Annotated in this window: 17 protein-coding genes; 4 read left to right on the forward strand and 13 right to left on the reverse strand. The window is 41.3% G+C overall.

Annotation, left to right across the window (positions count from 1 at the left end; genetic code table 11):
* Nucleotides 1–40: 40 nt before the first annotated feature.
* Both CKW02_RS10985 and CKW02_RS10990 read right to left on the reverse strand, forming a co-directional pair.
* On the reverse strand, nucleotides 41–1,285 hold the full coding sequence (locus tag CKW02_RS10985; protein WP_034620392.1) for a DNA polymerase IV: 1,245 nt from the start codon (nucleotides 1,283–1,285) through the stop codon (nucleotides 41–43).
* Between the two features lie 348 nt (nucleotides 1,286–1,633).
* Complete coding sequence (locus CKW02_RS10990) at nucleotides 1,634–2,626, reverse strand: carbon-nitrogen hydrolase family protein (protein ID WP_034620496.1); 993 nt, start codon at nucleotides 2,624–2,626, stop codon at nucleotides 1,634–1,636.
* Nucleotides 2,627–2,807: 181 nt separating this feature from the next.
* On the opposite strand from CKW02_RS10990, the gene CKW02_RS10995 reads away from it, so the two are divergent.
* Together CKW02_RS10995 and CKW02_RS11000 are read left to right on the forward strand one after the other, a co-directional pair.
* A complete protein-coding gene (locus CKW02_RS10995; RefSeq protein WP_003215677.1) occupies nucleotides 2,808–3,089 on the forward strand; it encodes a hypothetical protein in 282 nt (93 codons plus the stop codon).
* Nucleotides 3,090–3,116: 27 nt separating this feature from the next.
* Nucleotides 3,117–3,935 carry a membrane protein insertase YidC gene (locus tag CKW02_RS11000; protein WP_003215471.1) on the forward strand — a complete coding sequence of 273 codons (819 nt, stop codon included), beginning with the start codon at nucleotides 3,117–3,119 and terminating at the stop codon, nucleotides 3,933–3,935.
* Between the two features lie 36 nt (nucleotides 3,936–3,971).
* Here CKW02_RS11000 and CKW02_RS11005 read toward each other — a convergent pair whose 3' ends face one another.
* Genes CKW02_RS11005 through mce form a run of 4 tightly spaced genes read right to left on the reverse strand, consistent with a single transcriptional unit; the run spans nucleotide 3,972 to nucleotide 7,467 of the window.
* On the reverse strand, nucleotides 3,972–4,436 hold the full coding sequence (locus tag CKW02_RS11005; RefSeq protein ID WP_003215942.1) for a chemotaxis protein CheW: 465 nt from the start codon (nucleotides 4,434–4,436) through the stop codon (nucleotides 3,972–3,974).
* A gap of 14 nt (nucleotides 4,437–4,450) precedes the next feature.
* A complete protein-coding gene (locus tag CKW02_RS11010) occupies nucleotides 4,451–5,572 on the reverse strand; it encodes a M20/M25/M40 family metallo-hydrolase (protein ID WP_003215948.1) in 1,122 nt (373 codons plus the stop codon).
* Between the two features lie 16 nt (nucleotides 5,573–5,588).
* Nucleotides 5,589–7,058 carry an acyl-CoA carboxylase subunit beta gene (locus CKW02_RS11015; protein ID WP_003215739.1) on the reverse strand — a complete coding sequence of 490 codons (1,470 nt, stop codon included), beginning with the start codon at nucleotides 7,056–7,058 and terminating at the stop codon, nucleotides 5,589–5,591.
* A complete protein-coding gene (gene mce, locus CKW02_RS11020; RefSeq protein WP_003215495.1) occupies nucleotides 7,045–7,467 on the reverse strand; it encodes a methylmalonyl-CoA epimerase in 423 nt (140 codons plus the stop codon). Before mce ends, CKW02_RS11015 begins: the two co-directional genes overlap by 14 nt.
* A 114-nt stretch (nucleotides 7,468–7,581) precedes the next feature.
* Here mce and CKW02_RS20465 point away from each other — a divergent pair, with 114 nt between their 5' ends.
* Nucleotides 7,582–7,662 (forward strand): hypothetical protein, encoded by an 81-nt coding sequence (locus CKW02_RS20465; protein ID WP_257736823.1) that lies wholly within the window; start codon nucleotides 7,582–7,584, stop codon nucleotides 7,660–7,662.
* A gap of 38 nt (nucleotides 7,663–7,700) precedes the next feature.
* Here CKW02_RS20465 and CKW02_RS11025 read toward each other — a convergent pair whose 3' ends face one another.
* The 6 genes from CKW02_RS11025 to CKW02_RS11050 form a co-directional block, all read right to left on the reverse strand.
* Entirely contained in the window at nucleotides 7,701–8,210 is a 510-nt protein-coding gene (locus CKW02_RS11025; RefSeq protein ID WP_003215693.1) for a L,D-transpeptidase, read from the reverse strand.
* A gap of 52 nt (nucleotides 8,211–8,262) precedes the next feature.
* Nucleotides 8,263–9,216 (reverse strand): aromatic acid exporter family protein, encoded by a 954-nt coding sequence (locus CKW02_RS11030; protein ID WP_003216109.1) that lies wholly within the window; start codon nucleotides 9,214–9,216, stop codon nucleotides 8,263–8,265.
* Between the two features lie 120 nt (nucleotides 9,217–9,336).
* Nucleotides 9,337–10,059, reverse strand: coding sequence for an arginine ABC transporter ATP-binding protein ArtM (locus tag CKW02_RS11035; protein ID WP_003215712.1), 723 nt, complete (start codon nucleotides 10,057–10,059; stop codon nucleotides 9,337–9,339).
* Complete coding sequence (locus tag CKW02_RS11040) at nucleotides 10,052–10,708, reverse strand: arginine ABC transporter permease ArtQ (protein WP_003215691.1); 657 nt, start codon at nucleotides 10,706–10,708, stop codon at nucleotides 10,052–10,054. Before CKW02_RS11040 ends, CKW02_RS11035 begins: the two co-directional genes overlap by 8 nt.
* A gap of 126 nt (nucleotides 10,709–10,834) precedes the next feature.
* Entirely contained in the window at nucleotides 10,835–11,602 is a 768-nt protein-coding gene (locus tag CKW02_RS11045) for a transporter substrate-binding domain-containing protein (RefSeq protein WP_003215516.1), read from the reverse strand.
* A 195-nt stretch (nucleotides 11,603–11,797) separates the two neighbouring features.
* Nucleotides 11,798–12,235, reverse strand: a complete 438-nt coding sequence (locus CKW02_RS11050) for a BrxA/BrxB family bacilliredoxin (RefSeq protein ID WP_003215907.1) — start codon at nucleotides 12,233–12,235, stop codon at nucleotides 11,798–11,800.
* Between the two features lie 170 nt (nucleotides 12,236–12,405).
* Between CKW02_RS11050 and CKW02_RS11055 the strand changes: the two genes are divergently transcribed.
* The gene (locus tag CKW02_RS11055) at nucleotides 12,406–13,299 is read left to right on the forward strand and encodes a YegS/Rv2252/BmrU family lipid kinase (RefSeq protein WP_003215698.1); all 894 of its coding nucleotides are present in this window, start codon (nucleotides 12,406–12,408) and stop codon (nucleotides 13,297–13,299) included.
* A gap of 15 nt (nucleotides 13,300–13,314) precedes the next feature.
* Here CKW02_RS11055 and CKW02_RS11060 read toward each other — a convergent pair whose 3' ends face one another.
* Nucleotides 13,315–13,608, reverse strand: coding sequence for a YesK family protein (locus CKW02_RS11060; RefSeq protein ID WP_034620389.1), 294 nt, complete (start codon nucleotides 13,606–13,608; stop codon nucleotides 13,315–13,317).
* Nucleotides 13,609–13,621: the final 13 nt, after the last annotated feature.

Below are 13,621 nucleotides of genomic sequence, written 5' to 3' on the forward strand. Positions count from 1 at the left end.
GAAATTACCACAACACCACCTCTTTTATCAAGTTTTCAGGCTAGTCATTTCCTTTTTCGTCCTGAAAAAAGTCTTTATTAAAACTTGTTCCACTTGTTTTGCTCTCTTTTTCCTTGATGGTCATCCCTCTTTGAACGAGTGATTTTCCATACTTTTCTTTTAGCCCTTCTAAAATGGTTTGAAGAGGCTCTTCTTTTGCATCTTCTGTATAGGAAAATAAATCAAGCTGTTTAACGGCTTCTTTTCGTTCTACAAGATCTGTCCCCGTCACACCTAAGAGTCTCACAGGCTGGTCATTCCAATGTTTAAGGAATACCTGCCTTGCTGCCTCAAATAAGTCTTCCTTCCGATCCGTCGGATTCGTGAGGGTCACACTTCGCGTGATATTTTTCCAGCTTGCGTAACGAATCATGATGAGCAGCCGATTTGCCATCACTTCTTTTCTCCTTAACCTTGCACTCACAGATTGTGACAGCTTATCAATTAACGCGACAAGTTCATCTGGATCGTCAGAATCATGAGGAAGGGTTGACGAATTACCGACGGATTTAAATTCGTATATCCTTTCTGGGTCCACGATGCCGTCATGTTCACCATTCGCCTTTTGCTTTAATCTCGGTCCATTGATGCCTAGTAATTCCTTTAGTGTATACTCATTTGCTTTCGCTAAATCTTCAATGGTATGAATGCCAATCGTTTTCAATTTATCTGCCGTTTTTTGTCCAACTCCGTGCATGTCACCCGCTGGCAGCGGCCATAGCATTTGGGGTACATCTCGTTTACGCAAAATGGTGATGCCCATTGGTTTTTTCCAATTAGACGCCATTTTCGCTAAAAATTTATTCGGTGCAATGCCAATACTTGAAGGAAGCATGAGCTCCTCTACAAGCCTCGTTTGAATATCATGAGCCGTTTTCACCGCATGCTCAGCATATGGCGTATGCGTTAAATCAATATAGCCCTCGTCAATGGATACAGGCTCGACTAAATCGCTGTATTCTCTTAGTATCGTAAACATCTCTTGTGAGGAGCTTCGGTACCGGTCAAAGTTTGGTGTACGGACAATCAGCCCCGGACAAAGCCGCTTCGCTTCCCATAACGGCATCGGGGGCTTTACACCTAGCGCTCTTGCCTCGTAGCTACACGTCACCACAATCCCTTTACGCTCTTTCGCATTTCCGCTAATGGCTAAAGGTTTCCCTCTCAAAGAAGGATCATACGCCATTTCTACATTCGCATAAAACGCATTCATGTCTATATGAAAAATAATATTTGACATTGGCATAACCCCATTTTCTTAAATCCCTATATTTTGATCAGAAGTTCCGAATCGATAGAATATGATGAATCTCTTTTATGCTCAATTATACATTGATTTATTTCATCTTTCCTCAAAAAAACCTTCTCTAAAAAAGAGAAGGTTTCAGATTGTTGACAAAGGGCTAAAATGATTTTTATTTTAGCCCTTTGTCTTCTTTTCAGCGTGAATTGAAAACCCTTGAAGTCTAGGAAGATTGAGCACTGGAGCGGAGCGAATTCAACATTCGTGAGCACCAGCGCGCAGATCTGACAACGAATGCGAGGGTTTGTCTACACGCTAAAACCTTCTCTAAAAAAGAGAAGGTTTCACGAATTACACTTTTTCTTCAAGCATACCATTTTGATATTGAATAGCCTCGTATGTTAACACTTCATTTTTATTGTCATTCAACTGTTTCACAACCGGAGTAGGCTGCTGATTAAAATTCATACTCAAGCTTTGATTGGAATAGTGGCCAGCTGGATCAATATAATACTTGTAATCAATAACTCTTTCCACATCAATGTCTGCGTAAGCAATTCCTTCTGTTTCAGCTGGAACCATATCACTGATCGGTTCTCCATCTGGACCGTAAATGCACGTATGCCCACTCTTAAATGTTTCAAAGTAATCTCTTTGCTCCTGCGTTAAACAAATCATCTCTTTCATTTCTTCCGTATAGATAGAAGAAGTCATCAGCACAAAAGTTTGTGTCGCGATGGCATAATATCTACTTGAAATTTCATCATCAAAATAACCTGGCCAGGACGCTACATGAACCTGTTCATTTTGAGCATTCATCGCCATCAGATCTAGTGGCACTTGATGCTCCCAGCACATCAATCCGCCAAGGTTGCCAATTTCAGTTTGAAAAACTGGCATCATGCTTCCACTTCCATCTCCCCAAATCAGTCTTTCTGCTACAGAAGCTCTCATTTTCCGATGTTTTCCTATTAAATCCCCATTTGGGTTAAACCAAAGTTGAGCTAAATAGAGAGAGCCGCCATCTTTTTCACTGCATGATATACAAACGTACGTTTCATTCCTTTTTGCTGCCTCGCTTATTTTTTGAATAGCTAAGCTAGGGATTTCGACTGCATTTTTATATAATTCGTGATAGAACTTTCTTGTATATTCTGGATGACCAATAAAAGCAAACCAAGGATAACCAGGTAAAAATGCTTCTGGGAATGCTACAAGTTTTGCACCATTTGAAGCTGCCTCGTCGATCAGTTCACATGATTTCTGAACGGTTGCCTCCAAATTTAAGTAGATAGGTGCTGCTTGTACCGCAGCTGCTCGAAACTTCGGGTAAATACTTGTCATATTAAAAACCTCCATTTCTTCTATTCCCCCTCATTATAAAATAGGAATTATGAAGTTTGGATGACAAATACCATTTTATACAAAATAAGGATTTATACTCAGGTAGAGAAAACACGTGGTCCTGTTAGACATTTCACAATGTGTATAGTACACTGTGAGTAATGAAATGGATGTGATAATCATGATTATTGATACATTCAATGAAGTCTTTTTCCTTGTTGAATTCTTTACGATTATTCTTCCAGCGCTGACGGCCATCGGCATTGCTTTTTTATTAAAAGACTGCCGTATGAACGAACACCTCGGTGGACATCGTTTGGAAGAGTTGGACGCATCTTTATTGAATCGAACAGACTTTCTGTTTATCATATATGATCGCATTACAACTTGGATTAGTAAAGTCATTCGAATGAAACGATCATCAAACGATGATGAAGACCATTCGCTTCCTCTCTCTAATTAATTTTTTAAAAAATGAGGAGGAAACGAATTGAAACGTTTATTAACGATTTGTACGACTTTATGTTTAATGATGATTGCCTCACCTGCTTTTGCAGCGAGTGGGCAAACGAATGCGAGCTCTGATGGGTTTTTCCATCATTATTTTGTCCAGCCTTTTTCTGAGCTGATCATTTGGCTTGCGAACTTCTTCCATGATGATTATGGTTTATCGATTATGTTCGTGACCTTGATCGTCCGTCTGCTGATTTTCCCTCTTTTTGCGAACCAATTTAAGAAGCAAAGAGTCATGCAGGAGAAAATGGCACTAGTGAAGCCTCAAATTGACGAAATTCAAAGCAAATTGAAGAAAACGAAAGAACCTGAAAAACAAAAAGAACTACAAATGGAAATGATGAAAGTATACAAAGAGAACAATGTGAACCCGCTGGCAATGGGCTGTCTGCCTATGCTGATTCAAATTCCAATTGTTCTTGGCTTTTACTCAGCGATCCGCTCAACACCTGAGATCGCAACACATTCGTTCCTATGGTTTAACTTAGGACAAACCGATCTATTGGTCGCGATCTTTGCAGGCGCTATGTATTTCTTGCAATTTTATGTTACGCAAAGGTTTGCGAAGCAATCAGGCACCCAGACAGAGGCTGCGCTGAAACAAGCCAAAGTGATGGGCATGATTTTCCCAATCATGATGCTGTTTATTTCAATCAATGCACCCGCTGCACTTCCTTTATACTGGATGACAAGCGGATTATTACTCACAATCCAAACGATTATTTTAAATGTCATGTACCAAAAATCAAAATCAAAAGCTGAGGCAAACGACCAAGCTAGCCCAGCTGCTGAATAAAAATAATCCCCTTATCATTTGATAAGGGGATTATCTTTATGCCAATTCTTCTTTTAACCGTTCTGGCAATTGATCGAGATCCTCAATTCTCCCAAGGAACTTATTCGGGTCCACTTGTAAAATCATCTTGTTCTCTCTCTCCACAACGCCGAAGAAATATTCAGAGGCTTTCGTGTTCATATGAAATGGCTTGATCTCGCTTAGCTCGATATCGATAATATCTTTTGCATCCGAGACAAGACAGCCTACCATTTGTCCGTTTAATTCAAATAGCAACACCTTGGACTGTTCGTTCACATCAAGAGGCTTTCCGTGAAGCATCACGCCTGTGTCACTGACAGGAATGACCTCTCCCCTTAAAGACATGAGTCCTTTTATTTCTTTAGGAAGGTTCGATACTTCTTGTAAATAAGGGACCTTCTCAATCGAACGAATATGCTCTACACTGATGCCAAAATCCTCTTGCCCCACTTGGAAAATAATGATTTTTTGCGTGCTCACAGAGTCTCCTGCCTTTACGATGGATTTGTCGTTTCTTCGATAATGGCGAGAACCATTTCAGCTGTTTTGACTAATTCTTCAATCGGCATTTTCTCATTTTTTGTATGAATATCTTCATATCCAACAGCTAGGTTGACAGTTGGGACGCCGTTTCCTGCAATGACGTTTGCATCACTGCCTCCGCCGCTCGTCTGTAGTTCTGATGGACGGCCAATTTTCGCAGCCGCTTTTTTCGCCACTTCTACGACTTGATCGCCGTGAGAGAATTTGAAGCCTGGATACATGATGTCAATGTGTACATCGGCACTTCCGCCCATTTCTTTAGCGGTTTTTTCAAAGGCTTCTTTCATCTTCGCTACTTGGGCTTCCATTTTTGCAGGTTCTAAAGAGCGTGCTTCCGCAAGGATATCGACTTGATCGCACACAATATTCGTTTGCGTTCCGCCTTCAAAACGACCGATATTCGCCGTTGTTTCTTCATCAATTCGGCCAAGCGGCATACTGGCAATGGCTTTTGATGCAATGGTAATCGCAGACACACCTTTTTCAGGCGCGACACCTGCGTGAGCTGTTTTCCCGTAAATGGTTGCGCGTACTTTTGCCTGTGTTGGCGCTGCAACGATAATGGTTCCGACCTTGCCATCTGAATCAAGGGCATAGCCGTATGCCGCTGTCATCAACTTCGGATCTAACGCTTTTGCTCCGACAAGTCCTGATTCCTCACCTGCTGTGATGACAAATTCAATCGTTCCATGCGGTAAATTCTTCTCTTTCAGCACACGGATCGCTTCAAACATTGCCGCAAGTCCTGTCTTATCGTCAGCACCAAGAATGGTTGTTCCATCTGTTTTCACATAGCCGTCTTCAATGACTGGTTTTACGCCATTGCCCGGAACAACTGTGTCCATATGAGACGTGAAATAGATGGTATCAGCCTCTTGAGTGCCTTCCAGTGTACAGATGAGGTTGCCTGCACCGTGGCCTGTTTTCGCTTTTGAGTCGTCTTCCACCACTTTTAGTCCAAGCTGCGAGAATTTTTCTTTTAAGACTTCCACAATTTTCTCTTCGTGTCTTGTTTCCGAATCAATCTGAACTAGTTCTAAAAATTCGTCTAGTAAACGTTTTTCATTGATCATGATGATGCTCCTCCTCTTATAGCGGCATGTTGCCATGCTTTTTTAACGGTCTATCTTCTTCCTTCCTGCGAAGCAAATCAAATGAGCGAATCAATCGTTCTCTCGTTTCAGCCGGCATGAAAATATCGTCTATCAGCCCTGCCTGAGCCGCTTTGAATACACTTGGCTCCGTTTCAACCTTGCGCGAAGCAGGATGAACGATTTCGTCAGCGAACGTTTTCCCCATGACATCAATTTCTGCCGCTGGCCATGCATAAACAAAGTCAGCGCCTAATCCCTTGCTATTCATTGCGACATACGCACCGCCATACGCCTTTCTTAAAATCACCGTGATTTTTGGAACGGTCGCTTCAGCGTACGCATATAAAAGCTTTGCGCCGTGACGGATAATTCCCGCATGCTCGGCTTTCTCACCTGGTAAAAAGCCGGGGACGTCTACAAGTGTTAAGAGCGGAATATGAAACGCATCGCAAAATCGAATAAACCTGGCCGCTTTATCAGCAGCATCAAGGTCAAGGCTTCCTGCCAGCACCTTTGGCTGATTGGCAACTATACCAATTGAAGCCCCTTGTAATCTGGCAAACCCTGTGACGATATTTTTTGAGAAACAAGGTTGTGTCTCAAAGAATGAGCCTGAATCGATGATCGCTGTCACCACTTGTTTGACATCATAGGTGCGTGATGGATCCTTCGGCAAGATGTTGCCTGGATCAGCTGCGTCTTGCTTACTCGTTTCAGCGTCCATGACAGTCTGTTGTTTCGTTGGTATGTACGTTAAAAGTGTTCGAACCGCTTTTAACACTTCTTTCTCATCTTTGCCAGTATAGTGCACATTCCCGCTTGTCTGATGCTGAACACTTGCACCGCCAAGACGGTCAGGACAGACCGTTTCTCCTGTTGCCTTTTCTATGACTTTCGGACCTGTTAAAAACATATGAGCTGTCTGTTCTGTCATGAACACAAAATCAGTCAAGGCAGGAGAATAGACTGCTCCTCCAGCACAAGAGCCTAAAATAACGGATATTTGCGGGATTTGACCAGAGTACAGCACATTCCGTTTAAAAATCTGTCCGTATCCTTCTAATGATACCACACCCTCTTGAATTCTCGCACCACCTGAGTCTTTTAGACCGATGACCGGCATCTGATTTTTAGCTGCGAGATCCATTAGAGAAGCAATTTTTTTGGCATGTATTTCGCCTAAAGACCCTCCATGCACTGTTGCATCTTGTGCATAAACACATACCGGCTTTCCATGAATGAGTCCAGTTCCAGTGACGACGCCATCACCGACATGCTCTGACATGCGGCCTGTTGCAAATCCTTGAATTTCCATGAAACTGCCCCCGTCAAGAAGTTCATGCAGCCGCTGACGAACCGTTAGTTTTCCTTTGTTCCGGTGCGCAGCTGCACGTTTCACGCCGCCGCCCATGAATGCTTTTTCGCGCCATGTAGCCAAGTCATTGAACGATTCATTCATTGCCATGTTCCTCTCCTTTCAAGGGCTCGCACAATTCGAATAACACACCGGACGTTTCTTTCGGTGAAATAAAAGCAATCCGCTTCCCGCTCGCGCCTATCTGTGCTGATTGTTGGAGAAGCTCCACGCCAAAATGATCAAGACGGTTAAGGTCCGCCTGTATGTCACCTGACTTTAGCGCAATATGATGGAGTCCCTCTCCTCTTTTTGTTAAAAAGGTATGTAGTTTGCTGCTACCGGACATCGGTTCAATTAATTCAATGTGCACATGATCAAGTGAAGCGAAGGACGCTTTAATCTCCTGCTCAGGAATTTCTCGTATGTCTGAAAAATGCCAGTTAAACAGCTGTTGAAGAATTCGAGATGTGTTTTTTATAGAAAAGACCGCAATGGCAATATGGTCGATTTGATTCATCCGTTCACTTCCTTTGTTGATCACTTGTCGCATTTGAAAAAACGAGCTAGAATAAAGAAAGGTGCGTTCGTCGCAAAAAATCTTCGGTTATAGGGGTGCGATATGTCTCAGAAAATGATGAAATTCATGGTATTGCTCATGATTAGCCTGCTGCTAATATCTTCACTTTTAGCAGGAGCCGCAACCTTTTTATAAGGTTTCAATAAAAGCAGACAAGCAGGTGATTCGTTCAATCAACGAATGGCCTGTTTGTCTTTGGCAAGCTTTTCAAATGAATCGGTTGATGTTGTAATCCACACTTTTGTCCCAACCGGAAGCTGGTCAAATAGAAGCTCTACATCTTGATTATGAAGTCTCACACAGCCTGCCGTGATAAATTTCCCTATCGATGTTTCGTCACTCGTCCCATGAATTCCGTATGTTCTACCATCTGTTCCTCGTGCATCAAATCCAATCCATCTTCTGCCAAGAGGGTTATTCTTCGCACCGCCTTCGATATTCTTTTTTCTGTAATAGGGATCTTTCGCTTTGATCATAATGGTAAATTCCCCTTCTGGCGTTAAATCGGACGTTTTCCCTGTAGAAGCAGGATATATTTTTTGGATTTGTCCTTGATCAATATAGGCAAGTTCATTTGTTTGTTTATTAATAATGACATAAGGATCTCCTGGAAGCGGGTTTTGTCCGAGCGGCCAGATAGGTGAAAGGGACATGGTCAATACGGTATAAAATAAAAGACGCATAGGCTCCTCCTTTTTCATTAGATTGACCAATGAAGGAGGAACTCATGCGTCTCTATTCTTTCATCCCTTTAAAATAGCTTTTCAATACTAAATATTGTTCCATTTCTCCGAGGAAATGAAACAGTGCAGCTCTTGCCTCAAACTCTTCTCTTGTTTGCGGCAGCGGTAGCTTATCGAACTCTTCTTTCATATCAATGAGGCGCCTTAAAAACTTATGCGCCGTGTTCCCTGGGTGAATATGTTCGCGTAAGTCTCTAATGTATTCTGCAATGATTTGTCCATGCTCTGTTGTAATGGAAATGGACGTGATCTTCGGAAGCACACGCTCGATGATTTCGAACTGCTTTTGCCTCATATTGAAATAATGATAATACAGGTTTTCATGTCTTAAGACATGGTTTTCAACATCACGATATGCGAGAGCTTTCGCTTCTTTAATCAATTGATGTGTCTCTGGTATTTCTTTGCCTGTCCAGTCTTGTTTCCCTGTCATTAAGTATTGCTCGATTTCTTCAAAGATTTTTGCAAAGTTGTCTTCAATCTGTTCGCTGTAGCGTTTGAGCTTTTTATCGACACTTGGCATATACAGGTTCATGATAAGTGCCACGCCAACACCAATCGTAATCAGCAGCAGCTCATTCCAGATGAGGTGAAGGGTAATCCCGCCCGACATGTATAAATGGAGGATGATGACTGAACTTGTGACAATCCCTTCTTTAATGCGGAGCAATACGGTTGTCGGAATAAAGACAAGCAGCATCAGACCAATCACAAAAGGATGATACCCAATCAGATCGAAAAATAGATAAGAAAATAAAATGGCAAGGCTGCATGCGGCAAAGCGGGCGCCTGATGCAAGAAGCGACCGTTTCTTTGTCACCTGAATACACAGAATCGTAATAATCCCGGCAGCGGAATAATTTTGAAGGCCAAGCAGTTGCGCAATATAAATGGCGATCGCTGTTCCTAATGCTGTTTTCAGCGTTCGGTAGCCGATTTTAAACATGATGTGAGTCACTCTTTTCTGTCTTGTTTCTATTCACTTATTGTGAAATGATGAACTTTTTTACTTTCCCCATTATAATCAAAAAAAGAAGGAGATGTTAAGTCTCCCTCTCTTTTTTCTTTATAATATTTTTTGTAAGAAGTCTTTCGCACGCTGTGATGACGGTGATTCAAAGAATTGCACAGGGTTTGCATCCTCTACAATTTTCCCATCGTCCATAAAGATCACGCGGTCAGCCACTTCTTTTGCAAAGCCCATTTCATGTGTGACGATCACAAGTGTCATACCAGATTGAGCCAGCTCTTTCATGACCTCTAGCACTTCCTTGACCATTTCTGGATCTAGTGCAGACGTTGGTTCGTCAAACAGCATGATGTCTGGTGTCATCGCAAGCGCACGTGCAATTGCGACACGCTGCTTTTGACCACCTGACAAACGGTTCGGAAAATCATCTTTTTTCTCTAAAAGTCCTACCTTTTTCAGCAGATCTTCAGCTTGTTTGATGCTGTCTTCCTTCGATTGATTCTTCACATTCATTGGCGCATATGTGATATTTTCCAGCACCGTTTTATGCGGGAACAGGTGAAAATGCTGAAACACCATTCCGATGTTCTCACGCACTTTGAGTGCATTGGTTTTTGGGTTTGTGATTTCGGTATCCTGAATCGTAATAACACCAGAAGTCGGCTTTTCAAGCAAGTTGATGCAGCGAAGAAACGTCGATTTTCCTGAACCAGATGGTCCAATGACTGCGACAACTTCCCCTTCTTTAATGGTGGTGTCGATCCCTTTTAATACTTCATTTTTGCCAAAAGATTTTGTGAGTTTCTCTATGTTAATCATTTGATTTTAACTTCCTTTCCACCGATTTGCCGACAAAGGTGAGAACAAGCACGATGACATAATAGATGAGACCCGCAAAAATAAGCGGTTCAAGATAATTATACGTGACGGCACCTGCTTGATAGGCTCGTCTCATGACATCTCCCAGTCCAATGACTGTCACAATAGCTGATTCTTTTGTCAGTGTAATCGTTTCGTTCACAAGTGCAGGTGAAATATTTTTAAATGCCTGCGGAAGCAATAAGTCCTTCATCATTTTAGCATAAGGGATGCCTAAAGCAACGGCTGCTTCTTTTTGACCTTTATCAATGGCATTAATACCAGCACGAATAATTTCAGATACGTAAGCCGCAGAGTTTAGTGAAAATGCCGCTACAGCAGCCCAGTATTGATCGATTTGAAACCCGAGAAGCTGAGGCAGACCGAAATAAATAATGAGCAATTGAAGCACAAGCGGTGTGCCTCGGAAGATGGATGTATAAAAATCTGCAAGCCAAATGAGCGGCTTAAATACACTAATTTTGCAAAGCGTTAATAAAATCCCTAAAATAAATCCAAGAAAAAGTGATACCACTACAATAGAAAGTGTGACCTTAAGCCCTTCTAAAATAAAGGGCATCTGAGGTATTACATCTTTAAAATCTAACATGACAGTCTCCTTTTTTATGCCTTCATACGAAATCAAAAAATAAAACAGGAAAAAAGTTCAACATGAGTTGAACTTTTCAGCGCTTTCTACTGAATTTTCATGAATGACGCTGATCCTTTTCCTGACTTATTTTTCATCAGCAAACCATTTTTTAATTAATTTATCAAGTTCGCCATTGTCTTGCATTTCTTTTAATGATTTATTAAATTTAGCTGTTAAGTCGCTATTTTTCTTGAATGCAATGGCTGAACCATTATTTGTTGACCCACTAAGGTCAAAAGCCTGAAAGTCTTTCTCTTTCTTTAAATAGCCCGCTGCTACTTTATCTTCAATAATAGCTGCATCAAAACGGCCTGCTTTAATCTCTTGAATGATATCAGAGATTTTATTACGGTCTTCCACTTTTAAGTTATATTTCTTTTGCAAACTGTTTGCTTCATCTTGCTGGATTGAACCTAATTGAACGCCGACTGTTTTATCTTTTAAGTCTTTCTCTGTTTTCATTCCGCTAGATTTCTTTGAGACAACTAAGTTTTTAGCATTGTAATAAACATCAGAGAAGTCTACTTGTTTTTTACGCTTTTCATCTGGTGTCATTCCTGCTAGGACAATATCAGCTTTGTTTGTTTTAAGGGCTGAGACAAGGCTTGCGAAATCCATATCTTGAATTTCTAGCTTGTAGCCGTTCTTTTTCGCTAGTGCTGTTGCAAGATCAACATCAAAACCGACAATTTTATCTCCGTCTTTTGATTCAAATGGCGGATAATCTGCTGATGTCGCCATAACGAGTGTTTTGTCATCTCCTGATGCGTTTGAATTATTAGAAGAAGTTCCGCAAGCTGCGAGTGCAGCTGCAAGACCAGCTGTCATAAGTAATAATAACCACTTTTTCATAAGATAGTGCCTCCTAGTATTTAAAATCATGTATTGTTTTGAATATTTATTCACTATAATGTATTTTAAACACTTTCTTTTTAAGATGCAATAGTATTTCGCTAAAATTATTTTGATTCAATGGTCTTATATAACAAAAAGCAGACCGATCTAAAGACCGGACTGCTTTATATGTCATCATTCAAACGTCACATGTTAAATTTCTTTGCAATGCTCATCGAATGCAGCTTGAAGCTTTGACACGACTTCCATTGGTTCGTGCCCTTCAATTTCATGACGTTCGACCATTTTAATGATTTTTCCATCTTTTAATAATGCAAAGGATGGTGAAGATGGCGGGAAGCCTTCAAAGTATTCACGGGCTCTTGCGGTTGCCTCTTTGTCTTGTCCAGCAAACACTGTCAGCAATTGATCTGGACGCTTATCGTAATGAACAGAATAGCCTGCAGCTGGTCTTGCAATACCGCCAGCACATCCGCATACTGAATTCACCATCACAAGTGCCGTGCCTTCTTTAGACAGGGCTTCATCCACTTCTTCAGCTGATGTAAGCTCATTATAGCCAGCCTGTTTGATCTCTTCTCTCGCTTGTTTCACAATATCATTCATAAATAAATTAAAATCAATATTCATTGTCCGTCCACTCCTTTAGCATGCCAAAACCATTTTAACAACATCATATCAAGGAAAACGCCTGCGGGCAAATGTGTTGTCTTTTCATTCCCCACTTTTTCTGAACATCGTTTATACGCCGCGAAATTGGGGAAAAGTGATGATAAAGAGATGAAAGGGAGAACTGCGTGATGGCACAATTCAAAAAAGCGATGCTCATTTATAATGGAAATGCTGGACAAAAAAACATGGAAAAAGTTCTCGGTCAAACAGTACCTCTTCTTTCTCTACATATTGATGAACTCATTCTTAAACCAACAAAGCAGCCAAATGATGCTTATGAATTCTGTCGCACAATTGATGAGACGATAGAATTGCTTATCATATTAGGTGGAGATGGAACTGTGCATGAATGTATGAATGGAATCGGTGGTTTAGAAAAAAGGCCAGCTGTAGCGATTTTACCAGGCGGGACATGCAATGACTTTTCTAGAACGCTTGGTATTCCGCAACAAATGCAGAAAGCCGCTCAAATGATTGTAAACGGCGTAGAAAAAAAGGTCGACTTAATCAAAGCAGGAGATCGATACTTGTTAAACTTTTGGGGCATCGGGCTGATTGCAGACACATCCAACAATATTAATGACAAGGAAAAAGCTGTACTCGGCAAAATTAGCTACTTCACAAGTGCCCTGCGCACCTTACAGCAAACAGATCCTTTTCACGTACGAATTGAAACAGAGGAGGAAAGCTGGGAAGAGGACGCTGTCATCGTTCTTGTCATGAATGGACATTTCATCGGAACAAATAAAATTGATTTGCCGAGTGCAGCGATTGATGATGGGAAAGCGGAAATCTTAATTTGCAGAAATACGAGCTTCTCTGCTCTAAAAGAAATCTTTTCTATGAACCGGGAAGAGCTGGAGGATTTCACCGGCGATCTGTCTCTCATTCAAGCATCCAATATTCAGATTCACACAAAAGAGGAAATGGATGCTGATACAGATGGCGAAGTGTACATGACAGCCCCTGCTTCTTTAGAAGTGTTAAAACAACATTTGACCTTTATTGTTCCAGCAGAATAAAGAAAACGCCCGAGATCATTCTTTTTCGGGCGTTTTTTTGATATAGCGTCTGTATAAATATTCAAGTGCATAACCAAGCAGCGTCCCGGCAAGAAGAGAAATTCCTAAGAGGCTATTCGCTGCTCCTTTAAATCCACCGACAATCAGCAAGCAATACACAATTTGAATCATTGAAACGATTGATATGATCAGTAGTAATCTTTCAGGATGGTTGCGTGATTTAGAAATATATCGAAGAAAAGCGAACGCAATTGCTGTGATAAACATGAGTCCAATCGTTAAAAACGCAAAAAAGTCTAGTCCAGACATACCATCGCTCCTT

Source organism: Bacillus pumilus, from assembly GCF_900186955.1.
Lineage (GTDB): Bacteria > Bacillota > Bacilli > Bacillales > Bacillaceae > Bacillus > Bacillus pumilus.